A 26,306-nucleotide genomic window follows, 5' to 3' on the forward strand; every position below is an offset into this window, starting at 1 on the left:
CACGGATTTCTCAGGCCGGCGGGGTGAACGACGTGGTGCGCGACATGCCCGCGGCGCGGCCCTTCGCGGAGATGACCAGGGCCATCTTGCGCGACGCCTCGTCGATCATCTCGTCGCCGAGCATGACGGCGCCGAGCTTGCCGCCGGCCTCCGAGGTGTAGTGCTCGTACGCGTCGAGGATGAGCTCGGCGTGGTCGTAGTCCTCCTGGGCGGGCGAGTAGACCTCGTTCGCGGCGTCGATCTGGCCGGGGTGCAGCACCCACTTGCCGTCGAAGCCGAGCGCGGCGCTGCGGGTCGCGACCTCGCGGAACGCGTCGACGTCGCGGATCTGCAGGAACGGCCCGTCGATCGCCTGCAGGTCGTGCATCCGGGCGGCCATCAGGATCCGCATGAGGATGTAGTGGTACGGGTCACCCGGGTACCCGGGGATGAGCCCACCGACCACCAGCGACTTCATGTTGATCGAGGCCATGAAGTCGGCGGGGCCGAAGATGATCGTCTCGATCCGCGGCGACGCGGTCGCGATGGCGTCGACGTTGACCAGGCCGGCCGCGTTCTCGATCTGCGCCTCGATGCCGATCCTGCCGACCGGCAGACCCATCGTCTTCTCGATCTGGGTCAGCGTCAGGTCCAGCCACTCGACCTGCCCCGCCGACTGGACCTTCGGCAGCATGATGCAGTCCAGGTGCTCCCCGGCGCCCTCGACGACCTCGACGACGTCGCGGTACGTCCACGGCGTCGTCAGGTCGTTGACCCGCACGACCCGGGTCTTGCCGCCCCAGTCGCCGTCGTTGAGCGCGGCCACGATGTTCTTGCGGGCGTCCGGCTTCGCCAGCGGCGCCACCGCGTCCTCCAGGTCGAGGAAGACCTGGTCGGCGGGGAGCCCCTGGGCCTTGTCGAGCATCTTGACGCTCGAACCGGGCACGGCGAGGCAGGACCGGCGAGGACGCATGGCGGGGCTCCTTAGCGAACATTAAGGGGGACCTCCGTCACGGTAACCTCGTCGCGTGAGCGCGCAGAACGCCCCTGTGGGAGATCTCACCGGCCGTACCGTGGTCATCACCGGTGCCAGCTCCGGGATCGGCCTGGCCGCCGCCGTCGCCATGGCCCGGCGCGGCGCGCACGTCGCCCTCGTCGGCCGCGACCCCGACCGGCTGGCCGCCGCCGTGGCACAGGTGAGCGCCGCCGGCGCCGGGCGCACCCCACCCGCGTACCGGGCCGACTTCACCCGCCTCGACGACGTGCACGTGCTCGTGGACCATCTGCGGCAGCGGTACGAGCGCATCGACGTCCTCACCAACAACGCCGGCGGCGTCGTGGCCGGCGCGGCCCGCACCGTCGACGGTTTCGAGCCGACGCTGCAGTCCAACCACCTCGCCGGGTTCCTGCTCAGCAACCTGCTGCGCGAGCAGCTGCGCAACGGCCGGATCATCAACACCTCCTCCGCCGCGCACACGTGGGGCAACCTCGACCCGGCCGACGTGACCGGCGACCTGCGCGGCGCGCGCAAGGCCGGCATGTGGAAGCGGTACGGCGCCGCGAAGCAGGCCAACATCCTGTTCGCCGCCGAGGCCGCCCGCCGCTGGCCCGACATCATGTCCGCCAGCTACCACCCGGGCTTCGTGCGCAGCAGGTTCGGCGCCGGCATCGGAGTGCACCTGGTGACGAAGGTGACACCGTTCGCGAAGACCCCGGAGCAGGGCGCGGACACGCTGGTCTGGCTGGCGTCGACCCCCCGGCCGCAGCTGGTGTCCGGCGGGTACTACGAGAAGCGCAAACTGATCCGGCCCAACGCGCAGACCGACGACGCCGGGCTGGCCGCGGCGCTGTGGGAGGCCAGCATGACGGCGGTCGGGTTCTGAGGCTCCGGGCTCTCGGCGGGGTTGCGCAGGCGGTATCACGGTGGGTGATGAGACGGTTCGGCGATTAGGTGGGGTGGAGTACCGTCTGATTGAGGCAGAACGCCGGTGACGGGTCGTCGGTGACGTGGACTTCCGGACGCTTGATCGGCCTGTGCGGTTCGGCGCTTGCTTTGTGGCATCGGCCGTGGCGGGCACAGGCCCGGATGGTTTTGGCCGGTGCGGTTTGCGTGACTGGGCGCGGAGGGGGTTGCCTGGCCCGCGGGCGGGGACGTCGGCCGGACGCTCTGGACCTGAGCCGCAGGGCGGGTGCGCAGGCCGGACGCCCGGGACCTGAGCCGCACGGGCGAGGTGCGCAGGCCGGACGCCCGGGACCTGAGCCGCGGGGCGGGTGCGCAGGCCGGACGCTCTGGACCTGAGCCGCGAGGCGGGTGCGCAGGCCGGACGCCCGGGACCTGAGCCGGACGGGCGAGGTGCGCCGCGCGGGCCGTTGGACCGATGCCCTGGATCTGGGGCTGCGTGGGCCGCCCGGACCGGGTTGGTCAGCGCCGGGCGTTGCGCACCTTGTGCAGGCGGAACGGCCGCTTCGGCAGCCTGGTCGCCGGCGACGGCTTCGGCGGTGCGGCCTGCGAGTCGTCGGGCATCGGTGCCAGCGGTGCGTCCTCGACGGGGGTGAGACGGGTGACGACGCACTCGGCGGCCCAGCGGGTCGCGAGGTCGGTGCCGCCGTTGAGCCGCTTCCCGGCGAGCTGGGGCACGAGCTCCGCCCACGCCTCGTCGGCGGGGTCGAGGCGTTCGACCGCCGCGGTCCAGGTGACGATCCGGCCGCCGTGGTCGCCGCGCAGCGTCACGTCGACGGTGGTCGCGTCGGCGAGGCCCGGTGCGGCCTGCTCGCTAGGGCCGCTCACGACCAGCAGCGACCCGCCGAGCCACGCGCACCAGACCAGGTAGGACGGGCCGGCGCCGGGCACGGTGAGCCAGGCGATCGCGGCCTTCTTGGCAGCCTCTTCGACCAGCGGTTCCACGCACGCCATCCAATCACAACGAAGGGCCCGAACGACCCGTCACCACGACGGGCCGGACGGCGGCAGTGCATCACAGTGGCCGGCGGGGTGAGCGGTCCTCGTACTCGGTGGAGCCGTACCCGAGCGCCCGCATGTCGGGGGGCCATTCGCGCCAGCCGCCCTTGCGGAGGAGGGCGTCGACGAACTGCTCCGGGGACGGCAGCTTCGACCACACCGACGGCAGGAACGTGGCCCGTCGCGTGCCGTCGGTCAGGATCAGCCCGTGGACCTGCGGCACCAGCGCCGCCAGCAGGGCCTGGCGGGTGGTGGCGGGCAGGGCGGCGGGGCGGTCGAGGACGGAGACCTTGACGTCGAGGGCGGGCCAGTCGGCGGCGGTCACCGGTGGTACCCGCGGATCCTGCATCGCCCTGACGGCGTTGTGGACGACGTCGCGGTGCAGCGGGCGGACCGGTTCGAGGGTGCCGACGCAGCCGCGGAGGGTGCCGGCGAGCTCGAGGGTGACGAAGGAGGCGCCGTCGGCGTGCAGTGGCCCGGACGGCGGGATGGTGGCGGTGAGGCGGACACCGGACAGCCTGGCGCGGACGGCGCTCGCCGCGAGTCCGGCGAGCAGCCGCCCATCCGTCGGCGACAACGGCGCCGTCACCAGTCCAGCATAGGGGCCCCGCTCCCGGCGGGCAGCCGCTCACGGCCGTCGTCGAGCACGGCCCCGACCAGCCCGTCGTCGATGCCGGCCCCCGCCAGGCCGTCGTCAAGGCGGGCCTCGACCAGGCGGTCGTCGAGCCCGGCGCCGGCGCCGAAGACCAGGTCAGGGATTTCGGCGAGGCTGGTGATCCGGGCGCCGTCCCAGTCGACGTCGGCGTGGAACGTGAGGTGGTCGCCCAGGTCGGGGGCGTCGAGCTGCACGGCGGTGAGGCCGAAGCGGCGGGCGCCGGTGAGTTCGTGGCCGCCGCCGTCGCCGACGTACAGGCAGGCTTCGGGGTGCACGCCGAGGCGTTCGCACGCGGTGCGGTACATCGCGGGGTGGGGTTTGGCGTGGCCGACCTGGGAGGAGTAGACGCCGGCGTCGAAGAGGCGGCCGATGCGCGTGTCGGGCAGGACGGACGGCAGTTCGAACCAGCAGTCGCTGACGACGGCGGTGCGGATGCCGCGGGCGCGCAGCAGCCGCAGGACGGGTTCGGTCTCGGGGCGGGGCGGGGCGTCCTGTTGCAGGGAGAGGATCCGCAGTTCGGCGGCGCGACGCAGCTGGTCGGGGCGGGGTGCGGCGCCGAGCTCGGCGCACAGCGCGCGCAGTCCGGCTAAGACGCTGCCGTGGGCGCCCGTGGCCCGGGCGTCGAAGGTGCGGTCGAGCAGCGCGAGCCACGCGTCGGGGTCGACGCCGAGGACCTCGGCGGTGCGGCGGTGACCGTCGCCGCGGACGACTGCGGTCGTGCACGTGTTGAAGTAGTCGAAAAGGACAGCACTAAACACCGATCGGCCCTCCGGAGGTCATACGAAAGTACGAGCGCAGACTGCTTCGGTCTACTATCGCGGATCGGAGATCGGTGTCGGATCCAAGACAATTTTCACAGAATGACAACATCGGCGTATGCGTCACATCGGATGGCCCGCCGTGGTCGCCCTCGCCGTCGCCGTCGTCGCGATCTCGTCGTCGGCGCCGCTGATCGCGTACGCGGCGGCGCCCGCGCTGGCGATCGCGTTCTGGCGCAACATGCTCGGCGTCGCGGCGATCGCGCCGGTCGCGCTCACCGTGCGGCGCGACGAGTTCCGGTCGAAGGTGCTCGGCGCCAGCGTGTTGTCCGGCGTCTGCCTCGCCGTGCATTTCGCGACGTGGGTACCGAGCGCGAAGCTGACCAGTGTGGCCATGTCGGTGGCGCTGGTCTGTACGACGCCGATCTGGACGTCGCTGATCAACGTCGTGCGCGGGGTGCGGGTCGCGGCCAGCACCTGGGCCGGGGTGGGGGTGGCGGTGCTCGGCGTGACCGTAGCGACCGGGGCCGATCCGGACCTGTCGGGCCGGGCGCTGCTCGGCGACGCGCTCGCCCTGATCGGTGGGATCGCGGCCGCCGGGTACACGATGCTCGGCGCGCACGCCCGCGGTTCGATCGCGACGAGCACGTACGCGACGATCTGCTACTCGATCTGTGCCGCGCTGCTGGGCCTGACCTGCCTGCTCGGCGGCCAGGACCTGACCGGCTACCCGGCGGGGACGTGGCTGGCGCTGGTGGCGATGACGGCCGGGCCGCAGCTGCTCGGCCACACCCTCATCAACTACGCGCTGCGCCGGGTACCGCCGACCACCGTCGCCGTGCTGATCCTGCTCGAGGTGCCGGGAGCGCTGCTGCTGGCGTGGCTGATGCTGGACCAGCTGCCGGCGACGCAGACACTGCCCGGGATCGCGCTGCTCCTGGCCGGCGTGGCGATCGTGGTGATCGGCGGCCGGCGGGACCAGCCGACGACCGGCGGCCGGCGGGACCAGCCGACAACCGGCGGCCGGCGGGATCAGCCGACGAACCGCGGCCGGCGGGATCAGCCGACGAACGGCGGCACGATCATCTCGCCGGAGGCGATCGGCACGACGTGGCCGGAGACGCTCGCCGACACGGCCACTCCCCCGGCGGCGGTGACCGAGCACGTCAACAGTGACGGGCGGTGCATCTCGGAGCCCTGACGGATCTGGTACCGGCTGACGCCCTCCCCCGGCAGCAGCCCCGAGGCGACCAGCCAGACCCCGAGGCCCATGGCGGCGGAGCCGGTGGCGGGGTCCTCGGCGACGCCGGCGTCGGGCACCAGCACGCGGACGTGCGCCTCGTGCCGCTCCGCGTCCCAGTGCAGGATGCTGGCCTGGTCGACGAGGGCGGACGGCCGCAGCCGCCCGACGGCCTCGTCGGTGACGGACAGGAACGTGAACTCCAGCCCGCAGCCGGCCTTGCGCGGCGCGGGGCCGACGTAGTCGGCGTCGGTCATGCCGACGGCGGCGAGCAGCGGGGCCGGGTCGAGGGCGGGTCCGACGGTCGGCGTGCCGCCGGTGACGACGGCGCTGCCGTGGGTGTCGTCGATGCTGATCGGGATGAGGCCGGCGCCGCACTCCTGCACGACGTCGGTGTCCTTGACGAGGCCGTCGCGGCGCAGGGTGACGGCGCAGCCGACGCTCGGGTGGCCGGCGAACGGCAGCTCGGTGCCCGGGGTGAAGATCCGCACCCGGTACGTCGCCTCGGGTGTCGTCGGCGGCAGCACGAAGATCGTCTCGGAGAGGTTGAACTCGCGGGCGATCGCCTGCATCTGTTCGCCGGCGAGGTCGGCGGCGTCGAAGACGATGGCGAGGGGATTGCCGGTGAACGGGCGGTCGGTGAAGACGTCGACCACCTTGTACCGCAATGTGCTCATGTGTCGAGCGTAGGTGAGCGGCGGTGCCCGGGAGCGGTCCAACCGCCAGCCGGTGGTCTGCTTCAGTAGTCTTGAGCCTCGTGAGCACCGCGCCCAGGGTCTATGTCGCGCGCCTCGCCGGCCTGAGCGTGTTCGACCCAAACGGCGACCAGGTCGGGCGGGTGCGGGACGCGGTCGCGCGCGCCCGGACCGACGACCTGCCGCCGCGGGTCGTGGGGCTCGTCGCCGAGATGCCGATGCGGCGGCGGATCTTCCTGCCGATCGGCCGGATCACCGCGATGGAGCCCGACGCGGTGGTGCTCAACACCGGCACCCTGAACCTGCGCCGCTTCGAGAAACGGCAGGGTGAGCTGCTGGTCCTGGAGGACTTCATCGACCGGCACGTCAGCATCCCGGCGACCGGCCGCACCGGCACCGTGGTGGACGTCGCGATGGAGGCGGACCGCACGGGGACGTGGGCACTGAGCCGGGTCGCGGTCCGCGAGTTCTCCGGCCGGCTCACCCGCCGCGGCCACCTCAGCCAGCTCGAATGGGGTGAGGTGGCGGGGCTCGCCGGCACCCCGCACGCGCAGGGCACCGCCGGCATCCTCGCCGTGCTGGACAACATGCGCCCCGCCGACCTCGCCAACGTGCTGCAGGACCTGTCGGAGAGCCGGCGGGTCGAGGTCGCCACGGCCCTGGACGACGAGCGTCTCGCCGACGTCCTGGAGGAGCTGCCGGAGCACGACCAGCTGGAGATCATGGCCGCGCTGGAGCCGGAGCGCGCCGCCGACGTGCTGGAGGAGATGGACCCCGACGACGCCGCCGACCTGCTCGCCGAGATGCCGAAGGGGGAGCAGGACGTGCTGCTGGACCTGATGCAGCCCGATGAGGCGTCGCCGGTACGCGCGCTGCTGGACTACCTGCCCGGCACGGCCGGGTCGGTGATGACGTCGGAGCCGATCGTCATGGCGCCGCACGAGACGGTCGCGGAGGCCCTGGCCCGCATCCGGGAGCCGCAGCTGTCCCCGGCCGTGGCCGCCGGTGTGTTCGTGACCAGGCCGCCGATGGCGACGCCGACGGGCCGGTACCTCGGGGTCGTGCACTTCCAGCGGCTGCTGCGGGAGCCGCCGTCGGCGCTGCTCGGCGGTGTCGTCGACAACGACATCAAGCCCTTGGCGCCGCAGAACACGCTCGGTGAGATCACCCGGCGGATGGCGACGTACAACCTCGTGGTCATGCCGGTCGTCGACGACCACGACCGGCTCGTCGGCGCCGTCACCGTCGACGACGTCCTGGACCATCTGCTGCCCGAGGACTGGCGCGACCGTGAGCATGCCGAGCCCGCGTTCCTGAGCCCGGCCGGCGACGTCGGTACCGGCGCAGGACGCAGCGGCGGCGGGAGGAGCGGCGGCGGGACGGGTGACGGCACGGCGCGCGGTGGGGCGGGCGGCAATGGCTGACCGGCGGCGGCTCGACCAGCCCCGGGAGCCGGGGCGGTTGAAGCTGCCCCGGTTCGACCCGGAGGCGTTCGGCCAGTGGTCGGAGGGGATCGCGCGGTTCATGGGGACCGCGAAGTTCCTCGTGTACATGACGGTGTTCATCCTCGCCTGGGTGGTGTGGAACACCCTCGCGCCGAAGAACTGGCAGTTCGACCCGTACACGTTCACGTTCCTGACCTTGATCCTGTCGTTGCAGGCGTCGTACGCGGCGCCGCTGATCCTGCTCGCGCAGAACCGGCAGGCGGACCGGGACCGGCTCGCCAGCGAGGAGGACCGGCGGCGGGCGGCCGCGCAGAAGGCGGACACCGAGTACCTGGCCCGGGAGATCGCGTCGCTGCGCATCGCCGTCGGTGAGGTCGCGACCCGGGACTTCCTGCGTTCCGAGCTGGCCCGGATGAGCGAGGAGCTCGACGAGGCCGCGGTCCGCCGGGCGAAGCTGGAGCGGAAGAAGGCGAAGAAGGCCACGCTGGACGAGCCGGTCGAGGAGGACGAGCTCGACCCGGACGAGGACCCGCCGCGCCGGCGGGCCCGCTCCGGCCGCTGACCCGCCCCCGCCGGGCCTTTCTGCCGGGCCTTTCTGCCGGAACTTTCTGTCGGGCCCTTCTGCCGGGCCCTTCTGCCGGGGACTGGCCGCCTTGACCGGTTTACTGGGCTCTGGCCGCCACGAGGAGGCCCTCGCCGAGCGGCAGGATCGCCGGCACCCACGCGTCGCTGTCGCGCAGCGCCTTCACGGCCTCGCGCAGCAGGACGGTCTCGACGTCGCGGATGGTGGGGTCGCTGACCCGGCCGCCGCCGAGGGCGCCGGCCAGCACGAGGGTGCCGCCGGGGCGCAGGAGGCGCTCCGCGGCGGCGGTGACCGCCACGTACTCGGTCGGGTCGTGGTCGACGAACACCAGGTCGTAGGCGCGGTCGGCGAGCCGGGGCAGCACGTCGAGGGCGCGTCCGCTGATGATGCGGGTCCGCGACGGCGGGTTGCCGGCGGCGGCGAAGACCCGGCGGGCCACCCGCTGGTGCTCCGGTTCCAGGTCGATGGTGGTGAGGACGCCGTCGCGGCGCATCCCCCGCAGCAGCCACCCGCCGCTCACCCCGGTGCCCGTGCCGACATCGACGACCGCCTTGGCGTTGCTGACCGCGGCCACGACCCGCAGCGCCGCGCCCTCGCCCCGGCTGACGCTGGTGATGCCCAGCTCGGTGGCCTGCTCACGGGCCGCGGTGAGCACGGGATCCTCCAGCACGTAGCCGTCGACGAAGTCGGCGAACTGTTGCGCGGCTCTGACGGACGGGGGGATGTCGCACCTCCAGGAGACGTCGATCCCCGCAAGCCTAGGAGACCTCGCCCTCACGTGTGGGATGCCGGCCCGTGTAATGCTGGATGCGAAACGGACGGAGGAGCCGATCGTGACAGACGGTTCGGCCTGGCGTCAGCCCGGCCACGGCGCGCCGACCAGCCACGCGGGCTGGCCGGCGCCGCCCGCGCAGCCGCGACCGCAGCCCGCCCCGAGCAGCTGGTGGTCCGACGCCCTCGCAGACCCGTGGCGTGACCCCGACGCGCAGGTCGTCGTGGTCAAGACCCCGGCCGAGGAGCCGCCCGAGCTGGAGAAGCCGCCGCCGCCCGGCCCGGGCACCCGGGTCGGCATCGGCCTGGTGCTGATCGTGTCGATCGTCACGGCCCTGCTCGCCGGCGCGCTCGGCGGCACCCTCGGCTACGTCTTCGCCGGTGGCGGCGGCAGCGTCCTGGGCGGTGGCCCCCTCGGCAGCGACCCGCCGCTCAACGGCCGTCCGCCGGAAACGGTCGCGGCGCTGGCGAAGAAGGTCCTGCCGAGCGTCGTCACGATCAGCATGCGGGTCGGCTCCGGCACGTCCCTCGGCTCCGGTTTCGTGGTCTCCAACGACGGTTACGTCATCACCAACAACCACGTGGTGCAGGGCGGCACCGGCTCGGCCACGGTCCGGTTCAGCGACGCGTCGGTCGCGCCGGCGGCGGTCGTCGGCGGCGACGACGAGTCCGACATCGCCGTGTTGAAGATCGACACCGCGGGCCTGGCCGATGACAAGCTGCAGCCGGTCGAGTTCGGCGACTCCGACCAGCTGCAGGTCGGCGACCCCGTGGTCGCGGTCGGTGCGCCGCTCGGCCTGACCAGCACCGTCACGTTCGGCGTCGTGAGCTACCTGGACCGTCCGATCCGGACCAGCGAGGGCGGCACCGCACGGTACTACTCGGCGATCCAGACCGACGCCGCCGTCAACCAGGGCAACTCCGGCGGCCCGCTCTTCGACGGCGCCGGCCGGGTCGTCGGCATCAACTCCGTCATCGGCACCCTGTCGGAGGACCAGGCGACGGCCGGCAACGTCGGTCTCGCGTTCGCCATCCCGATCAACCACGCCCGCCGTGTCGCCCAGGACGTCATCAACACCGGCAAGGCCCGCCGCACTGTGATGGGTGTCTCACCGGACCCCACGTACCGGAACCCGGCCGGCGGCGCCCGCCTCGCGTCCGTCGAGGCGAACGGTCCCGCCGCCGGCGCCGGCCTGCACGCCGGCGACGTGATCCTGGCCGTCAACGGCAAGCCCGTCGAGGAGTACTGGGACCTGACCGCTCTCGTGCGCAAGTACGCCCCCGGCGCCGTCGTCGAGGTCCAGTACCTGCGCGGCACCAGCAGGGAGAAAACCTCGGTGACGCTGGTCGCCGACGCGAAGTGACCGGTGGGCCCTCCCTAAGCGGGCCCGTTGGTGCGTACGCTGACGGGTGAGAGCAGGGAGGGCCGGCAATGGGCTTGGAAAACCTCGGTGGCTGGGAGTTCATCGTCATCATCCTGGTGGGGCTGTTCATCTTCGGCCCCGACCGGCTGCCGAAGGCCATCAGCGACGGCATGCGCATGCTCCGCAACGTCCGCCAGATGGCCCGCAACGCCACCGGCGACCTGAGCCGTGAGCTGGGCACCGACATCCAGCTCGAAGACCTCCACCCGAAGGCGTTCCTGCGCAAGCACCTGCTCAGCGAGGCCGACGAGGCCGCGCTGCGCCGCCCGCTGCAGGACATCGTCGGCGAGGTCCGCGGCGTCGCCGACACCGTGAAGCGCGACGCCCAGGCGGTCGCGAACGGCGCTTCCTCGACCGCGTCGACTGCGGCTCCTGTTCCGTTGACGAAGCCTGCGGCGGCGGTCCGGCCCTCGTGGGATGACGTCACGTAGGTCGCGGTCCGCGCGCGGGACCGATGCACCGTTTCTATGTATCCGTTCAGGCCAGGGGACTTCGTGGTTCGGCACGGCCTTGCCGGCCGCGCGCCTTGGTGGCGTGGTCACGGTGATGTTCCCCGGCCGCCGTCGAGGTCGTCATTCGGTGGTTCCACACCCGCCGGTAGACCTGAGAACCACGACACATCGGTCTGAGAAGTCGCTGTCGCTGCCCGCCGTGCGATTGCCTGGGCGATGCGCCAGCCAGGCACACCCGCCAGCCAGGACGGCCCAGAGCTAGGGGGCCACCCTCCAGGCGACGTCACCCACCCACAGCCCTCAAGGCAGCCCGGCCGGCCACAGCCGCAGCCCACGGGACAGTCCGGCGATCACGAAGCCGGCCCTCTCACCACCAAAGCCGTCAGCATGGGCACTTGAACCCCGGACGACGCTGTCCGCCGGGCGCGGTGCCGAGCCCGGAACCTGGCCGCAGGTGGGTCGACAGGGTGGTTCATCGGGTGAACCGCGCCCGCATCCGAAGCCAGCGTCACGCCGCTTCGCGGCCCGGTCCAGCGCACCGACGGGTCTCGTTCCTGGGAACCGCACGGGGAGTGGCACCACCGAACGACGACCTCGTCGGCGGCCGAACACGTGAGGACGGCGCCCGGGGCCATCACCCCGGGCACGGCACGGACCAGCACCACGCCACCCTGTCGCGCGGCCGGCAGGCCGCGCGGAACCACGAAGGCCGCGGCACTCGCCAGCGAAACACATGGCGCATCGGTCCCGCACGCGGACCGCGACCAGCGGCCCCGCCCCCGCGCCGCAGACCACCACCGGCCCACGACGCGGGGGAAGGCAACCGTCACCCGGCCACCACCACCTCCGACCGGTCCCCGCCCGTCACGGCACGCCGGGCACGCGCTGCCCGCGCCGCGGCGCGCTGGTCGCGCTCGATCCAGTCCAGCGCGGTCCGTGCCGTGTACGCCCACCAGCCGATCGTGCCGCCATACCAGTCGCGCAGGTCGGTCGGTGACGGTGTGGGGGTGCCGTAGATGGTGGCGGCCGCGGTGAGGTGCTGCCGCAGCTCCAGCGGGGCGCGGTCGGGGTGGCCGAGGACCCGCAGCAGCAGCGCGTGCGCGGTGAACGGGCCGATGCCGCGCAGCGACAGCAGCGCGGCGTAGACCTCGTCGGCGGGGCCGGTGCGCAGCCAGTGCTCGTCGAGGCCGCTCAGGCCGGTCAGGACCGCGTGCAGGCGGCGGGCGCTCAGCACGTTGCTGGCATAGGGCGTGAGGCCCTCGACGCCGAGCGCGGTCAGCTTCGACATGGGCGGGAACGCGGCATAGGCGACGCCGTCGACGACGCCGTGCGGGCCGTGGTCGGACAGGAGCCGGCGCTTGTACGCCTTGGCGAACCAGTGCGCGGAGTGGTGCACGAGGGTGTAGAAGACGGCACCCTCGGTGAGGGAGGCGAACCGGACCTGGTGGAGGCCTTCGGCGACGGCGAGGACGGGGGTCATCGCGGGGTCGGCGCGGGCCAGCCGCAGGAACGTGTCACGGTCGTCGCGGAGGCTGAGCCAGTCGCTGACCCGCTCGCCGACCGCGGTCGTCTCGGCCGGGGTGAGCGGGGCGTCGCTGAAGACGGTGAGCGCCACTCCCGGGACGCCGTCGTCGCGGCCGACGACTTCGGTGACGACGGCCCGGGTGGGGTCGGTGGGGTGCAGGAACGCCCGGCGGACCCGGCCGTCGACGACGAGCTGGTCGCCGCCGCACGGGGCGAAGGTCTCCATGGCGCGCAGCGAGCAGGCGAGGTCGAACGGGGCGGTGGCGCGCAGGACGGTGGCGGTGGTGGTGCCGAGTTCAGTCATGCCCCGATTTTCGAACAGGGGTACGACAATTTCGGCGGGAAAAAGCCGCGTGCCTCAAGGGGCGAGGCGCGCGGCGTTATGAACGATGATCCCATTGCCGGGGACGTGGGACAAGGGCGGCACCGTTCGTGTGATGCGTTACCGCGGACGGCCGGTCACCTGAACAGGCGGGGGTGCCGACGTACCATGGCGGACATGTCAGCCCCGGCCACCACCGTCGAAGCCGCGATCGCCGCCGCACTGTCGACCGTCGACGACCCCGAGATCCGCCGTCCGATCACCGAGCTCGGCATGGTCCGGGACGTCGTGCTGCGCCCCGACGGGGTCGCCGTGATCGGTCTGCTGCTCACGGTCGCCGGTTGCCCGTTGAAGGACAAGCTGCGCACCGACATCACGGCCGCCGTCGGCGCCGTCGACGGGGTCACCGGGGTCGAGATCGACTTCGGGGTGATGACCGCCGAGCAGCGCAAGGAGCTGCAGAGCAGCCTGCGGGGTGACGTGCAGGAGCCGGTCATCCCGTTCGCCCAGCCTGGCTCGCGGACCAGGGTGTATGCGGTCGCCAGCGGCAAGGGCGGCGTGGGCAAGTCCAGCGTGACGGTGAACCTGGCGGCGGCGCTCGCCGCGAAGGGGCTGCGGGTCGGGGTCGTCGACGCCGACATCTACGGCCACTCGGTGCCCCGGATGCTCGGCGCCGAGGGCCGGCCCACCCAGGTCGAGTCGATGATCATGCCGCCGTCGGCGCATGGTGTGAAGGTCATCTCGATCGGGATGTTCACCCCGGGCAACACGGCCGTGGTGTGGCGGGGGCCGATGCTGCACCGGGCGTTGCAGCAGTTCCTCGCCGACGTGTACTGGGGCGACCTGGACGTGCTGCTGCTGGACCTGCCGCCGGGCACCGGTGACGTGGCGATCTCCCTGGCGCAGCTGCTGCCGTCGGCGGAGATCCTGGTCGTGACGACGCCGCAGGCCGCGGCCGCCGAGGTGGCGGAGCGGGCCGGGTCGATCGCGTTGCAGACGCACCAGCGCATCGTCGGTGTCGTGGAGAACATGTCCTGGCTGGAGCTGCCCGACGGTCAGCGCATGGAGGTCTTCGGCAGCGGCGGCGGCACCCAGGTCGCGGAGTCGCTGAGCCGGCTCGTGGGGGCGCCCGTGCCGCTGCTGGGGCAGATCCCGCTCGACACGCGCCTGCGTGAGGGCGGCGACGCCGGTGTGCCGCTGGTGCTGTCGGACCGGGAGGCGCCCGCCGCGGCGGCCCTCATCGGGGTCGCGGACCGGCTCGCGGTCCGCCGGGAGAGCCTCGCCGGCAAGCCCCTCGGCCTGAAGCCCGCCGGCCGCTGAGCCCGGGCAGCACAGCGGCGGCGGCGCCGCTCAGCTCGTGGTTTCCAGCCAGCGCAGCAGGGTGCGCACCCCCCAGCCGGTCGCACCCTTGGCGAGCTCACCGTCGGCGGAGTCCGCCCACGCCGACGACGACATGTCCACGTGCGCCCACTGCTGGCGCAGGCCGCCGGTGAACTCGCGCAGGTAGAGCGCCGCCATCAGGGACCCGGCGCCGACGTCGGTGGAGTTGACGATGTCGGCGACGTCGCTGTCGAGGGCCTCGACGTAGTCGTCGTGCAGCGGCATCCGCCACACGGACTCGCCGGCGGTCGCGGCGGCGTCGGCGAGCTGCCCGGCGAGGGTGTCGTTGTGGCTGTACAGGGCCGCGGTCCGTTTGCCGAGGGCGACGCCCTGCGCGCCGGTGAGGGTGGCGAGGTCGATGATCGCGTCGGGGCGCAGCCGCCGCACGGCGTAGGCCATGGCGTCGCCGAGGACCAGGCGGCCCTCGGCGTCGGTGTTGTGGATCTCGCTGGTGATGCCGCCGTAGTGGCGGACCACGTCACCGGGGCGGAACGAGTCGGCGCCGAGCGCGTTCTCCGCGAGGGGCGCGAGGGCGGTGATCCGCAGCGGCAGGCGCAGCGACGCCGCGGCGAGGGTCGTGGCGACGACGGCGGCGGCGCCGGCCATGTCCTTGCGCATGAGTTTCATGCCGGACAGTGGTTTGACGCAGATGCCGCCGGTGTCGAAGGTGATGCCCTTGCCGACGAGCACGACGTGCCGTTGGGCGCCGCGGGGCCGCCAGGACAGCTCGACGAGGCGGGGGCCGCGGGTGGAGCCGCCACCGACGGCGAGGATCGCGTTGAACCCCTGCTCGGCCAGGATCTTCGGGTCGCGGACGGTGACGGTGACCCCCGGGACACCCGCCGCGGCCTTCTCGACCCGTTTCGCGAACCAGGCGGGGGTCTTCTCGTCGCTGGGCATGTTGGTGAGGTCCCGGGCCAGGACCGTCGACTCGGCGGTGACCTTGGCGACGGCGAGCCCGGCGGCCAGGTCGGTGGAGGCGGTCCCGGACGGTGGTGGCGCGAGCACGACCCGGCGCAGCTCGGGGGGCTCGTCGGCGCCGAGCCGGAACCGGTACGACGCGAGCCAGAGCCCCTCGCCCAGCCCGCGCACGGCGGCCGGGGTGACGTCGTCGGGCAGCAGGACCGTGAGGGTCGGCTCGCCGCTGGCGGACCGTGCGAGTTTCGCGCCCGCGGCGCGCCAGCCGGCCTCGTCGCCGGCGCCGACCCCGACGAAGAGCAGGAGGTCGGGGCGGCGCCCGGCGCGGGGCAGCTTGTGCAGGGTGCCGGCCGACCCGGAGTGCTCGACGTCGGCGAGGAACGCCGTGACGTCGTCCAGGTCGGCCGGGCCGAGCTTCAGCCTCGCCAGCGTCAGGCGCACGGCCGCGACGCGCGCGTCCGTGAGCTCCTCCGGCGAGGGGTCGTCAATCGTGGTGTCCCCGCCGGCCGGCACGACGACGGCGACCGCGCCGGAGGCGTTGCGGGCCGTGGCGAACCGTATGTCCAGCAAGAGCGTGCCTCCACTCGAAGTTTCCGCGCATGCCTCGGGGAGCGACCGCCTCAGGGCCACTCGGTTGCGCGGGGTCGTGCCGGATGAACGAGAAGACCTCAGCCGGTGGCGGTCTTCAGCGCCTCGCTGAGCTCGTTGGCCTCATCCTTGGTCATCTCGACGACGAGCCGCCCACCGCCTTCCAGCGGGACCCGCATGACGATGCCCCGCCCCTCCTTGGTGACCTCCAGCGGACCGTCGCCTGTCCGCGGCTTCATGGCCGCCATGTTGTCTCCCTTCGCTCCCTGATGTCCCAGACACCAGGTGGCACAGCCGTCCCCGCATGCCCGCGCGGCCTCTCACCAGCGTCGACCGGGACCTGCCTCCCGGCCGTCCGACTCGTGATGAACGCGCCAACAGATGATTTTCCCTGATGATGGCCCCAAGACCCAAACTGGGACGCGAACCATGTGACAACTCCTGGCGGTGGATGCCGGTCAACTGTCACAATAAGCGGCCATGCAGGCCCGGTCCGCCCTCTTTGATCTCTATGGCGACCATCTCCGTCCCCGCGGTGGACGGGCCGCCGTCGCGGCCCTCGTGCGCCTGCTCGCCCCCCTCGGCATCGCCGCGCCGGCCGTCCGGACCGCGGTGTCGCGGATGGTACGGCAGGGTTGGCTGCACCCTTTACGGTTGCCGACCGGCCCGGGCTACGGCATCACCCCGAAGGCGGCACGGCGGCTCGACGCGGCCGGTGCCCGCATCTACCGCACGCCGAAGGGCGACACCGCCTGGGACGGACGGTTCGATCTCATCACGTTGGACCCGCCGCAGCACCGAGGCGCGCGGGCGAAACTCGTCGCCAACCTGGGATTTCTCGGGTACGGGGCGATCGATCCCTCCACCTGGATCGCCCCGCGCCCCGGCGAGGGCGTCGACGCGCTGCTGGCCGAGGCCGGGGTCCGCTTCGACCGGTTCAGCGCCAGCCACGTCGCCGGCGGCGGATCGCTGGTGACCAGGGCCTGGGACCTGGACGAGATCGGCGCCGCGTACGAGGACTTCGTCGCCCGGCTCACCCCGGTCGTGGCCGGGATCGGGCCGGGCACCGACGACGAACAGGCGTACGCGGCCAGGTTCACGCTCGTGCACGCCTGGCGGGCGTTCCTGTTCCGCGACCCGCAGCTGCCGCCGGAGCTGCTGCCGCAGCGCTGGCCCGGCACGGCCGCCGCGGCGTTCTTCGACCGGCACGCCGGTCGGCTGCGCCCCGCCGCCGACCGTTACGTTGACCAGTGTCTGCACAGCTGAGAAAGGGATTCGCATGAGCCTGCAGGTCGAGCGCAACGCCGCGGTCGCCGTCGTGACCCTCAACCGCCCCGACGCCCTCAACGCGCTGGACACCGCGACCAAGGTCGCCCTGCGCGACACGCTGCGCGACCTCGCCGGCGACCCGGCGGTCCGGGCCGTCGTGCTGGCCGGGGCGGGCCGGGCGTTCTGCGTCGGGCAGGACCTCCGCGAGCACGTCGCCATGCTCGACAGCGGTGACCCGGCGCCGCTGTCGACCGTGCGGGAGCACTACAACCCGATCGCGGAGCTGGTCACGGGCATGCCGAAGCCGGTGGTCGCGGCGGTGCGGGGCATGGCCGCCGGCGCGGGCGCGTCATTGGCGCTGCTGGCGGACTTCCGCGTCGGCGGCCCCGGCACGAAGTTCCTGATGGCGTTCGCGAACGTGGGCCTGGCCGGCGACACCGGCGTGTCGTGGACGCTGCCGCGGCTCGTCGGGCCGGCGAAGGCGGCGGAGCTGCTCATGCTCGCCGAGCCCGTCGACGCGGCCACCGCCGACCGGCTGGGGATGCTGTCGCGGCTGGTCGACGACGACGAGCAGGTGCTGCCGGCGGCCCTGGAGCTGGCGGCGCGGCTGGCCGCCGGACCGACCGTCGCGTACGCGCAGATCAAGCGCCAGCTGTCGGCCGCCGCGGCCGGCCCGCTCAGCGACGCCCTGGCCGTGGAGGCCGACGCGCAGGCGGTCTGCGGGCAGAGCAGCGACCACCGGGCATCGACGGCGGCCTTCGTGAAGAAGGAACGGCCGGTGTTCGAAGGCCGCTGAGACAGGCCGCTGAGGGCCACCGCGACAGAGCCCTGAACGCGGCTTTACCTGCCTCGAACATGCCGGTCCTACTGTGACCGCATGGCCGACCGGAAAGCACTCGCACACCTGCTGCGCCGCGCGACCTTCGGACCGACCGCCGACGAGGTCGACGCGGCGGAGCGGGCCGGCCTCACCGCGACCGTCGAGGCCCTGCTCGACCCGCCCACCGCGGACGCGGGCGCCGCCCGTACACCAGTGCCGAAACTGCCACCGGTGGTCAACGCGAAGGCGGACCGGGCCGCGCAGATCCGCACCGTCGGCCTGTGGTGGCTGGACCGGATGGTGCAGGCGGAGCACCAGCTGCACGAGAAGCTGACGTTCTTCTGGCACGGGCACTGGGCGACCTCCGCCGACAAGGTGAAGTCCGGCCCGCTGATGCTCGGCCACCAGCAGACCCTCGCCCGCACCGCGCTCGGCGACTTCGGCACGATGGTCCGCGCGATGCTGCGCGACCCGGCGCTGATCATCTGGCTGGACGGGCAGAAGAACACCGTCAAGGCACCGAACGAGAACCTCGCCCGCGAGCTGATGGAGCTGTTCACCCTCGGCGTGGGCCACTACACCGAACAGGACGTCCGCGCCGGCGCCCGGGCCCTGACCGGCTGGGTCGTCGACCAGAAGACCGGCACCGCCAGCCTCAACCCGAAACGGCACGACCCCGGCACGAAGACGATCCTGGGCCGCACCGCCGCGTTCGACGCCGACGGCTTCGCGGCGCTGCTGCTGGAGCAGCCGGCGTGCCCGCAGTTCATCGCCCGACGGTTGTGGCTGCGGTACTGCAGCGACGCGCCGATCCCGCAGGCCACCCTCGACGCGGCGAGCGGCCAGCCGACCACGGCCGCGGTGCTGCGGGTGCTGCTGCTCGCCGACGGCCACGCCGAGCTGGTGAAACAACCCGTGGAGTGGCTGGTCGGGGCGCTGCGCCAGCTCGGGCTGCGCCCCGGTGAGCTGCCCGAACAGCAGCAACGGCAGCTGCAGAGCGGGCTCAACCAGCTGGGCCAGGTGCCGCTGCGGCCGCCGAGCGTCGGTGGCTGGCCGGCGGGCGCGGCGTGGTTGACCACGTCGGCGACGCAGGCGCGGCTGAAGCTCGCCCAGCTGCTGGCGGGCCGGGCCCCGCAGCCGGTCCTGGACCGGCTCGCCGCGGTGCCGCAGGCGCAGCGGGTCGACGCGCTCGCCCGGCTGCTCGTCGTCGACGCGTTCACCGACCGGACCCGCGCCACGCTCACCCCGGCCGCCGGCGACCCCCGCAAGCTGCTGGCCCTCGGCCTGGCGAGCCCCGAATACGCGATCCAGTAGGAGGCGCACATGGACACCGTGACCCGGCGCAGGTTCCTGATCGCCAGCGGCGTCGCCGGCGGCGCCGCCCTCGCCGCGGGCGGCGCGTGGACGCTGCGTGACGTGCTCGCCACCGCCACCTGGGACGACCGGCCCGGCGACGCGAAGACGCTCGTCCTGGTCACCCTGTACGGCGGCAACGACGGCCTCGCCAACGTCATCCCGTTCGCCGAACGCGGCTACCGCGACGCCCGCAACGAGCTCGCCTACGACGCCGAGGAGGTGCTGCGGCTCGACGACACGCTCGGCCTGAACCCGGCCCTGACCGGCTTCAAGCGCATGTACGACGCGAAGAAGCTCGCCGTCGTGCGCGGCGTCGGCTACCCGAAACCCGACCACAGCCACTTCCGGTCGATGGACATCTGGCAGACCGCGCAACCGGACCGGCCCGGCAACACCGGATGGCTGGGCCGCTGGCTCGACACGTACGGCGGCGACCCGCGGCACGCGATCTCCTTCGAGGCGGTCCTGCCGCCGCTGCTGGCCGGCGCGACGAGCGCGGGCGCGGCGGTCCCGGTGACCGGCCTGGCCCTGCCCAACGGGGTGCGGACCGAGACGCTCAAGGGGTTCGGTGCCGCCGCGGCCGGCGAGCCGCCGCTGCAGGCCAGGGCCGCCCGCGCGTTCGCCGACCTGGTCAGCGTCGACGCCCTCGTCGACGGTGTGGACAGCGACGGCGACGACGACACCGAAGGCGGCGGCGGCACCGGCACCGGCGGCCGCTCCGACCTGCGGGCGCAGCTGGACCTGGTCGCCCGCTGCGTCGAGGCGAACGTCGCCACCAGGGTGTTCTCGGTGTCCCTGGGCGGTTTCGACCTGCACGCCGACGAACGCGACTCCCAGGAGCAGCTGCTGCGGCGGCTCGACGAGGCGCTGACCGGCTTCGCCGAGCGGATGGCGAAGACCGAGGCGGGCCGCAAGGTCGTCGTCGCCGTCTACTCCGAGTTCGGCCGGCGGGTCGCCGCGAACGGCTCCGACGGCACCGACCACGGCACCGCGTCGAACATGTTCCTGCTCGGCAGCCCCGTCACCGGCGGCCTGTACGGCGAGCAGCCCAGCCTGTCCGACCTCGACAACGGCGACCTGAAGTTCACCACCGACTTCCGGTCCGTCTACGCGACCCTGCTCAGGGACGTGCTGGACGCCGACCCGCAGCGGATCCTCGGCTACGACAAGACCCTGTCCGGGCTGCTGCGGTGACGGCCGGTCACTCCTCCTCGGGGTCCTGGTTGGCCTCGGCGCCGAGCACGAACGCCTGCATGGCCAGCTCGTCACCGACCGGCCACACGAACGCGGGCAGCTCGGCCGGGCCGAGGTCACGCACGTACGCCCAGAACTCCCGCACCGCCTCGGCCGGCGACGACGCCTCGATCGGCAGGTCGACGCTCACCAGCCAGGTCCGCTTCGCCGGCGCCGCTTCGGCCCGGGGCACCGCACTGAACGCGGCCTCGTCGACCGGGTGCGTCCCGGGTTCGAGGGCTTTCCCCGGGAACGGCAGCGGCGCGTCGATCAGGTTCACCGTGTACCGCAGCCGCCCTTCCCCGTCGGCCCGCGCGACCCCGAAGACCACGGGCTCGTCGAGCGCCGCGACCAGCAGCGCCTCGTCACCCGCGGGCAGCCGCACACCGGACACGAACCGCTCGGCGTAGAGCCGCTCCTGCGAATACCGCTCCTCGGCAACGACCACCGCCCACTTCGCCATGCCCCCATTCCACCATCCGCCCGGTCCGGTCCCCGCTGCGACGTGCGGCGGCCGGAACGTGTCGTCCCGGTGGTCAGCGGTCCTCGACGGTCCAGCCGGTCTGGTTGGCCCACTGCTCGGCACGGTCGAGCATGTCGAAGATGAAGTCGGTCTTCGCGCGGGTGTAGCGCTCGCGGTCGTCGGCGAAACGGATGGCGAGGCGGCGCTTCACCTGGGCATACGCGTCGGCGGCGAGGTCGTGGTTGCGCAGGAAGTCGACGAAGAGCAGCTGGACCCGCTCGTGGGAGGAGCCGCGTGAGGTGACGTGGACGTGGCGGGTGCGGGGCGGGGCGGCCGGCCGGTAGAACGACCAGGACGCGGCGGCGTCGCGGTGGGCGAGGGCCATGCCGGTCGACTCGATGCCGGCGCGGTAGCCGTCGCGGTCGTGTTCGTCGGCGACGACGACGAGGATGTCGATGACGTTCTTCGCGGCGAGGCCGGGCACGGCCGTGGAGCCGATGTGCTCGATGCGCAACGCCACCGGGCCGAGCGCGTCGGCGAGCTCGTCGCGGTAGTAGGCGAACTTCGCCGGCCAGCCCTCGTCATAGTCGACCAGGTCGAGCGGGCCACCGTAGTCGGCGGCGAACTCGGCGGTCATCGGTCCACACTCCCGTCACTCACCGGGTCATCGTCAGTCCGGATCATGGCCGCTCGAGCTGCACAAAACAAGAGGCGAGGTGGTCGTCGACCATGCCGGTGGCCTGCATCAGCGCATAGGCGGTCGTCGGGCCGACGAACCGGAAACCGTGCCGCTTCAGGGCCTTGGCCAGGGCTTTGGACTCCTCGGTGACGGCCGGGACGCCGGCGAAGCTGGCCGGTCGGGCCGCCCTGGGCTCCGGCGCGAACGACCACAGCAACTTCGCGACGCCACCCGGCAGGTCGGCGGCGGCGCGGGCGTTGGCGATCGCGGCCTCGATCTTCGCCCGGTTACGCACGATGCCGGTGTCGGCGAGGAGCCGCTCGACGTCGGCCTCACCGAACTCGGCGACCGTGGCGATGTCGAAGCCGGCGAACGCGGCGCGGAACGCGGGCCGCTTGCGCAGGATCGTGATCCACGACAGGCCCGACTGGAACGCCTCCAGGGTGAGCCGCTCGAAGAGCCCGTTGTCGTCGCGGACCGGCCGGCCCCACTCCGTGTCGTGATAGACCGCGTAGTCCGGCGTGGAGGCACCCCACGCGCACCTGGCCAGCCCGTCGTCACCGATGACCACATCAACCACGACACGGAATGTACTGCAGCCCTACGACAGTTTCCCCGCCTCGACGAGCCGGGCGAAGCGTCGCAGGGCTCCGGTGAGGCTGACCTTGGAGCCGGGCCAGAGGACGGGCCAGGCGGCCTTGCCGGCGACCCCGGCCGGCAGGTGGAACCATTCGTGCCAGACGACCTGGGTGCGGCCGGCGCCCAGGGGCGTGCAGCGCAGCACCCCGGGACCGCGCAGCACCTTGCCGTGGTGCACGACGCGGATCTCGTACGGCGGGTCGACCTTCACCACGCGCATGAGGTCGTGCACGGCGGCGGGCCCGACCCGGGTGACCGCCTCGATGGAGCTGCCTTCGCCGCCGTCGCCGGACAGCACCCGGACCGTGGTGAACGGGATCCAGTCGCTCTGCCGGGGCCAGTCGACGAGGGCGGCGAAGACCCGTTCGGCGGGTGCCCGGACGATCACCGTCGCGGTCACCTCGCCGGTGCCGGGTTGCGCCGCCGCGTCGTCGAACGACGGATCGGTCACTTCACCACCGGGGACGGGCTGCCCCAGGTCTCGTCGCTGGGCAGGCCCCAGCTGTTCGACTTGCCGTGCTCACCAGGAGCTTCGGTGTCGGTGTCCGTGTCGGTGTCGGTGTCGGAGATGACGTCCGCGGCGGGTGCGGAGTCGGCGGCCGGCTTCTCCAGCACGACGTTGGTGCCGCCGGCGCCGGTGACGGCGGCCTGGCGGGCGTCGCGCAGCGCGTCGGCGTCCTCGGTGCGCCCGTCGCGCAGCGCCTTGATCTCGGCCTCGAGGACCTGGATCAGCTCCTCCTTGTAACCGATGTCGTAGCCGGCGCGGCGCAGCGCCGCGTCGACCTGCGCCATGCGGTAGCCGCGCAGGGCGGTGTCGAAGCGCACGTGCCCGACGTCGCCCTCGACCAGCGGCCGGGACGAGGGCAGCGGCACCGCGCGCCCGTCGGGCTCGTGACCTTCGATCCCCGGGTCGTCGCCGGTGATCAACAAGGACACGCCGAACCCGATGGCCCCGACGACCACGGCGGCGATCAACACCAGGAGGAACTCAGCCATAGGGGGAATCGTGGCACGCTGACTGGGCGGGGGCGACCCCGGCACACCCATCTGAAGGAAAGACGGAGGGTCCATGATGTTTCGGCTGGGCGGCCGGGAGTTCACCGACGGTGACTATGCGGTGATGGCGATCGTGAACCGGACCCCCGACTCGTTCTTCGACAAGGGCGCGACGTTCGCCGAGGACGCGGCGCTGCGGGCGGTCGAGGCGGCGGTCGCCGAGGGCGCCGACATCATCGACATCGGCGGGGTGAAGGCCGGCCCGGGCAGCACCGTGGACGCCGCGGAGGAGCTGCGCCGGACGCTGCCGACGGTCGTCAAGGTGCGGGAACGCTTCCCTGACGTGGTCATCTCCATCGACACGTGGCGGGCGGAGGTGGCCCGGGAGGTCATCGCGGCCGGCGCGGACCTGATCAACGACACGTGGGCGGGCGCGGACCCGGGACTGGCGGTGGTCGCCGCGCAGACGGGCGCCGGGCTGGTGTGCTCGCACGCGGGCGGGTTGACGCCGCGGACCCGTCCGCACCGGGCGGCCTTCGCCGACCCCGTCGAGGATGTGGTACGCACCGTGACGGGCCTGGCGGAGCGGGCGGTGTCGCTGGGGGTACGCAGGGACGGCATCCTCATCGATCCCGCGCACGATTTCGGGAAAAATACCCGGCACTCGCTGGCGATCACGAACCGGCTCGGGGAGATGACGGCGACGGGCTGGCCGGTGCTGGTGGCGCTGTCGAACAAGGACTTCATCGGCGAGACCCTGGACGTGCCGGTCGGCGAGCGCCTGGAGGGGACCCTGGCCGCGACGGCCGTGTCGGCGTGGCTGGGCGCGCGGGTGTTCCGGGCGCATCAGGTACGGGCGACCCGCCGCGTCCTGGACACGGTCGCGGCGATCCGCGGCGACCGCCAGCCGGCCGTGGCCCGCCGCGGGCTGGCGTGAGCGGCCAGCGCAGCGAGGGTGAGCGGCCAGCGCAGCGGGGGTGAGCGGCCAGCGCAGCGGGGGTGAGCGGCCAGCGCAGCGGGGGGTGACGGCGTGACCGCTGCGGGATCCGGCCGCCGGGGCTAGCGTCAGGTCCAGCGCAGGATGCGCTTGCGCCAGGCGTACAGGATGCCGAGACCGAGCACCGCGACGAAGATCGCCATCTCGACCACGGCGGCCGTGCCGAACTCGGGGCGGTCGAAGATCACTGCCCAGGGGAAGAGGAACACGCTCTCGACCGCGAACAGTGCGTACAGGAAGGCGTACACGTAGTAGCGGATCTGCGCCTGCGCCCAGTCGCCACCGACGGGGTCGAGGCCGCACTCGTACGTGTCGAACTTCGCGGCCGTCGCCCCGCTGTCAGCCGATCGGCGGGGTCCGAGCAGCCGAGCAGCCGTAAAGGCCGCGACGAAAACACCGGCGCCGACCAGAAGCAGGAGGCCGAGCGTCGCATAACCACCCAGATAGCCACTCACAACACGCACCGTACCCGCATAAACACGATCTCCGACATGCCGAAAACCAGAAGTTGTCTAGATAATGGGCTTCCTTGCCCTACTGCAAGCAAGTACCCCTGAGCAAGCGGATCGCCGCCGAGATACGAGGACACCCCCATGGAAGCACCCGCGCGCCGCCGCGCCCGGCTTCGTGCTGCCTTCGTCGCGTTGAGCACGGTCTGCTCGCTGCTGTTCACGCTGTCCCCCGCGGCGTACGCCGAGCCTGACCCGGAACAGTCGACGACAGAGCCGACCGACCCTCCCGTCACCACGGCGCCGCCACCGCCGCCGACGGAGGAGCCGACGACCCAGCCCCCACCGCCGCCGACGACCGAGGCGCCGCCACCGCCGCCGAAGGTCCGCAAGTTCGCGCTGTCGGTCAGCGACGTCGTGCTCGGCGACGGGTACTGGCAGGGCGACGGCTCCGGCAAGCTGGTGATCTCCGTACAGAACCTCGGCGACGTCGCCGAGACCATCACCGGGTTCTCCACGTTCCCCAGCGGCACCCGCGCGACCGGCGGCTACGGCACCGACGGCTGCACGACCAGCAACGGCACGCTGAGCTTCAGCTGCCCCCTGGCGCCGGGCAAGATCGGCCACGTCGTGGTCACCGTCGACGTCGCCCCGGACGCGTGGCGCCTGTCCGGAGCCGGCAACGCGACCGCGGTCATGGAGAACTTCCCGCCGAAAGTGCGGAATTTCTCAATCACGTTCAGCACCAAGCCGCCGGTGCCCGGCATCGAGCTCAGCGCCGACCCGCTGAACCTCCCCGCGCTGGCCACACCGCAGGCGCAGACCGCGACGCTGCAGGTCAGACTGCGCAACACCGGCTCGGCGAAGGCCGCCGGGGCGGTCGAGGTGGTCACCCCGCCAGGGGTGGACGTCGTGTCGTTCCCGAGCGTGTGCAAGGTCAGGAAGCGGCTGACGGCGGAACGGGACCGGTGTGAGCTCGGTGACGTCGCCGCAGGCCGGGACGTGTCGGCGAGCTTCGGGCTGTCGATCAGCGCGTCCGCGCGGGCCGAGCTGCCGCTCGCCGGCGCGGTCCACGGGTACCTGGCGCCGATCGGCCGGGACGCGGTCGAGACCCGCGCCGACTACAAGATCAGCGGGCCGCCGGTGGCGGGCGAGACACCGCTGCCCACCGAGGCGCCCGCGTCGCCCTCGGCGGTGGCGGTCGCGGCCGGCACCGAGGTCGCGAAACGCCGCCCCACCAGCGGCCTGACCAGCGATCCGCTGTCCAGCGGACCGCTCGTCGGCGGCATCATCGGCCTCGTCGCGCTGGTAGGCTTCCTGGTGGTGTTCTCGCTGCGCCGCCGGCTGCGCGACGGGTCCGAGATGCCGGTGGCCGCGGCCGCCGAGGCCCCGGTGGGCATCCCGGAGCCGCGCAGGAGTGACGAAAATCTACCCGCGCTGCCCCAGCGATCGCCGATTCCCAGGTCGCTGACCCTGCCCCGGCTGCCGGACGGCCCCGTCGCGGGCTCCGGATTCCGCGGCACCGAGGAGTAAACGCAGGATACGTACGGGTTTGCGCGGTTGCCCGGCAGCCGCGACAATCCGGGATCCGACCCACATGGACAACTGCGGCGGCGGCAGAAGGGGACCTTCGACGTACCCTCTGATTGTCAGCAAGGATCGGGCCGGCTCGACGACGTGGTCGCACCAGCGGATCCGGAGTTTCCGCCAGC

27 protein-coding genes and 1 pseudogene are annotated in these 26,306 nt (G+C 72.8%); 13 read left to right on the forward strand and 15 right to left on the reverse strand.

The window, feature by feature from the left end:
* Positions 1-10: 10 nt before the first annotated feature.
* Positions 11-952, reverse strand: coding sequence for an HpcH/HpaI aldolase/citrate lyase family protein (locus OP18_RS28900; protein WP_033362229.1), 942 nt, complete (start codon positions 950-952; stop codon positions 11-13).
* 55 nt (positions 953-1,007) lie between these two features.
* Here OP18_RS28900 and OP18_RS28905 point away from each other — a divergent pair, with 55 nt between their 5' ends.
* Positions 1,008-1,862 carry an SDR family NAD(P)-dependent oxidoreductase gene (locus OP18_RS28905; protein ID WP_279327085.1) on the forward strand — a complete coding sequence of 285 codons (855 nt, stop codon included), beginning with the start codon at positions 1,008-1,010 and terminating at the stop codon, positions 1,860-1,862.
* Positions 1,863-2,401: 539 nt separating this feature from the next.
* Here the strand turns inward: OP18_RS28905 and OP18_RS28910 are convergent.
* From OP18_RS28910 to OP18_RS28920, 3 genes are all read right to left on the reverse strand, one after another.
* On the reverse strand, positions 2,402-2,893 hold the full coding sequence (locus OP18_RS28910; protein WP_033362230.1) for a hypothetical protein: 492 nt from the start codon (positions 2,891-2,893) through the stop codon (positions 2,402-2,404).
* A gap of 61 nt (positions 2,894-2,954) precedes the next feature.
* A complete protein-coding gene (gene amrA, locus OP18_RS28915; protein ID WP_052387511.1) occupies positions 2,955-3,527 on the reverse strand; it encodes an AmmeMemoRadiSam system protein A in 573 nt (190 codons plus the stop codon).
* Entirely contained in the window at positions 3,524-4,351 is an 828-nt protein-coding gene (locus OP18_RS28920; RefSeq protein ID WP_063745626.1) for an HAD family hydrolase, read from the reverse strand. Before OP18_RS28920 ends, amrA begins: the two co-directional genes overlap by 4 nt.
* A 118-nt stretch (positions 4,352-4,469) precedes the next feature.
* On the opposite strand from OP18_RS28920, the pseudogene OP18_RS55660 reads away from it, so the two are divergent.
* Positions 4,470-5,333 (forward strand): annotated as a pseudogene (locus tag OP18_RS55660) (DMT family transporter); the annotation flags it as partial.
* A gap of 77 nt (positions 5,334-5,410) precedes the next feature.
* Here OP18_RS55660 and OP18_RS28925 read toward each other — a convergent pair.
* Positions 5,411-6,268 (reverse strand): PhzF family phenazine biosynthesis protein, encoded by an 858-nt coding sequence (locus OP18_RS28925; RefSeq protein WP_033362232.1) that lies wholly within the window; start codon positions 6,266-6,268, stop codon positions 5,411-5,413.
* An 80-nt stretch (positions 6,269-6,348) separates the two neighbouring features.
* Between OP18_RS28925 and OP18_RS28930 the strand changes: the two genes are divergently transcribed.
* Together OP18_RS28930 and OP18_RS28935 are read left to right on the forward strand one after the other, a co-directional pair.
* Positions 6,349-7,710, forward strand: coding sequence for a magnesium transporter MgtE N-terminal domain-containing protein (locus OP18_RS28930; protein WP_081971219.1), 1,362 nt, complete (start codon positions 6,349-6,351; stop codon positions 7,708-7,710).
* A complete protein-coding gene (locus OP18_RS28935) occupies positions 7,703-8,293 on the forward strand; it encodes a DUF1003 domain-containing protein (RefSeq protein WP_033362272.1) in 591 nt (196 codons plus the stop codon). The genes OP18_RS28930 and OP18_RS28935 overlap by 8 nt, the downstream gene beginning before the upstream one ends.
* Before the next feature lie 100 nt (positions 8,294-8,393).
* On the opposite strand, the gene OP18_RS28940 is transcribed toward OP18_RS28935, so the two are convergent.
* Complete coding sequence (locus OP18_RS28940; protein ID WP_033362233.1) at positions 8,394-8,984, reverse strand: O-methyltransferase; 591 nt, start codon at positions 8,982-8,984, stop codon at positions 8,394-8,396.
* Between the two features lie 163 nt (positions 8,985-9,147).
* Here OP18_RS28940 and OP18_RS28945 point away from each other — a divergent pair, with 163 nt between their 5' ends.
* Together OP18_RS28945 and OP18_RS28950 are read left to right on the forward strand one after the other, a co-directional pair.
* Positions 9,148-10,449: a S1C family serine protease gene (locus OP18_RS28945; protein ID WP_033362273.1), complete on the forward strand. Its 1,302-nt coding sequence runs from the start codon at positions 9,148-9,150 to the stop codon at positions 10,447-10,449.
* A 68-nt stretch (positions 10,450-10,517) separates the two neighbouring features.
* Positions 10,518-10,940, forward strand: coding sequence for a twin-arginine translocase TatA/TatE family subunit (locus tag OP18_RS28950; protein WP_033362234.1), 423 nt, complete (start codon positions 10,518-10,520; stop codon positions 10,938-10,940).
* 847 nt (positions 10,941-11,787) lie between these two features.
* Here the strand turns inward: OP18_RS28950 and OP18_RS28955 are convergent.
* Positions 11,788-12,789: a DNA glycosylase family protein gene (locus OP18_RS28955; protein ID WP_033362235.1), complete on the reverse strand. Its 1,002-nt coding sequence runs from the start codon at positions 12,787-12,789 to the stop codon at positions 11,788-11,790.
* Positions 12,790-12,984: 195 nt separating this feature from the next.
* On the opposite strand from OP18_RS28955, the gene OP18_RS28960 reads away from it, so the two are divergent.
* The gene (locus OP18_RS28960) at positions 12,985-14,127 is read left to right on the forward strand and encodes an Mrp/NBP35 family ATP-binding protein (RefSeq protein WP_033362274.1); all 1,143 of its coding nucleotides are present in this window, start codon (positions 12,985-12,987) and stop codon (positions 14,125-14,127) included.
* Positions 14,128-14,157: 30 nt separating this feature from the next.
* Here OP18_RS28960 and OP18_RS28965 read toward each other — a convergent pair whose 3' ends face one another.
* Both OP18_RS28965 and OP18_RS55665 read right to left on the reverse strand, forming a co-directional pair.
* Positions 14,158-15,546, reverse strand: coding sequence for a leucyl aminopeptidase family protein (locus tag OP18_RS28965; RefSeq protein WP_389250117.1), 1,389 nt, complete (start codon positions 15,544-15,546; stop codon positions 14,158-14,160).
* 227 nt (positions 15,547-15,773) lie between these two features.
* The gene (locus OP18_RS55665; protein WP_081971220.1) at positions 15,774-15,941 is read right to left on the reverse strand and encodes a DUF3117 domain-containing protein; all 168 of its coding nucleotides are present in this window, start codon (positions 15,939-15,941) and stop codon (positions 15,774-15,776) included.
* 232 nt (positions 15,942-16,173) lie between these two features.
* Here OP18_RS55665 and OP18_RS28970 point away from each other — a divergent pair, with 232 nt between their 5' ends.
* From OP18_RS28970 to OP18_RS28985, 4 genes are all read left to right on the forward strand, one after another.
* The gene (locus OP18_RS28970; protein WP_033362236.1) at positions 16,174-16,959 is read left to right on the forward strand and encodes a PaaX family transcriptional regulator; all 786 of its coding nucleotides are present in this window, start codon (positions 16,174-16,176) and stop codon (positions 16,957-16,959) included.
* Between the two features lie 13 nt (positions 16,960-16,972).
* A complete protein-coding gene (locus OP18_RS28975; protein ID WP_033362237.1) occupies positions 16,973-17,758 on the forward strand; it encodes an enoyl-CoA hydratase-related protein in 786 nt (261 codons plus the stop codon).
* Positions 17,759-17,839: 81 nt separating this feature from the next.
* The gene (locus tag OP18_RS28980) at positions 17,840-19,096 is read left to right on the forward strand and encodes a DUF1800 domain-containing protein (protein ID WP_033362238.1); all 1,257 of its coding nucleotides are present in this window, start codon (positions 17,840-17,842) and stop codon (positions 19,094-19,096) included.
* Between the two features lie 9 nt (positions 19,097-19,105).
* Entirely contained in the window at positions 19,106-20,332 is a 1,227-nt protein-coding gene (locus tag OP18_RS28985) for a DUF1501 domain-containing protein (RefSeq protein WP_033362239.1), read from the forward strand.
* Positions 20,333-20,339: 7 nt separating this feature from the next.
* Here OP18_RS28985 and OP18_RS28990 read toward each other — a convergent pair whose 3' ends face one another.
* The 5 genes from OP18_RS28990 to OP18_RS55670 all read right to left on the reverse strand — a co-directional run bounded on the left by OP18_RS28990 (position 20,340) and on the right by OP18_RS55670 (position 23,148).
* Positions 20,340-20,834, reverse strand: a complete 495-nt coding sequence (locus OP18_RS28990; protein ID WP_033362240.1) for a hypothetical protein — start codon at positions 20,832-20,834, stop codon at positions 20,340-20,342.
* Between the two features lie 73 nt (positions 20,835-20,907).
* Positions 20,908-21,471, reverse strand: coding sequence for a GrpB family protein (locus OP18_RS28995; protein WP_033362241.1), 564 nt, complete (start codon positions 21,469-21,471; stop codon positions 20,908-20,910).
* Between the two features lie 43 nt (positions 21,472-21,514).
* The gene (locus OP18_RS29000) at positions 21,515-22,093 is read right to left on the reverse strand and encodes a DNA-3-methyladenine glycosylase I (protein WP_033362242.1); all 579 of its coding nucleotides are present in this window, start codon (positions 22,091-22,093) and stop codon (positions 21,515-21,517) included.
* Positions 22,094-22,114: 21 nt separating this feature from the next.
* Complete coding sequence (locus OP18_RS29005) at positions 22,115-22,603, reverse strand: SRPBCC family protein (protein ID WP_033362243.1); 489 nt, start codon at positions 22,601-22,603, stop codon at positions 22,115-22,117.
* Positions 22,600-23,148: a DivIVA domain-containing protein gene (locus OP18_RS55670; RefSeq protein ID WP_081971221.1), complete on the reverse strand. Its 549-nt coding sequence runs from the start codon at positions 23,146-23,148 to the stop codon at positions 22,600-22,602. The genes OP18_RS29005 and OP18_RS55670 overlap by 4 nt, the downstream gene beginning before the upstream one ends.
* A 73-nt stretch (positions 23,149-23,221) precedes the next feature.
* Between OP18_RS55670 and folP the strand changes: the two genes are divergently transcribed.
* On the forward strand, positions 23,222-24,085 hold the full coding sequence (gene folP, locus OP18_RS29015) for a dihydropteroate synthase (protein ID WP_033362244.1): 864 nt from the start codon (positions 23,222-23,224) through the stop codon (positions 24,083-24,085).
* A gap of 128 nt (positions 24,086-24,213) precedes the next feature.
* Here folP and OP18_RS29020 read toward each other — a convergent pair whose 3' ends face one another.
* Positions 24,214-24,600, reverse strand: a complete 387-nt coding sequence (locus OP18_RS29020; protein ID WP_033362245.1) for an NADH-quinone oxidoreductase subunit A — start codon at positions 24,598-24,600, stop codon at positions 24,214-24,216.
* A 138-nt stretch (positions 24,601-24,738) separates the two neighbouring features.
* Here OP18_RS29020 and OP18_RS29025 point away from each other — a divergent pair, with 138 nt between their 5' ends.
* A complete protein-coding gene (locus OP18_RS29025; RefSeq protein ID WP_156089867.1) occupies positions 24,739-26,127 on the forward strand; it encodes a hypothetical protein in 1,389 nt (462 codons plus the stop codon).
* Positions 26,128-26,306 lie beyond the last annotated feature (179 nt).

The sequence above is a fragment of the Dactylosporangium aurantiacum genome, assembly GCF_000716715.1.
Taxonomy (GTDB): Bacteria; Actinomycetota; Actinomycetes; order Mycobacteriales; family Micromonosporaceae; genus Dactylosporangium; species Dactylosporangium aurantiacum.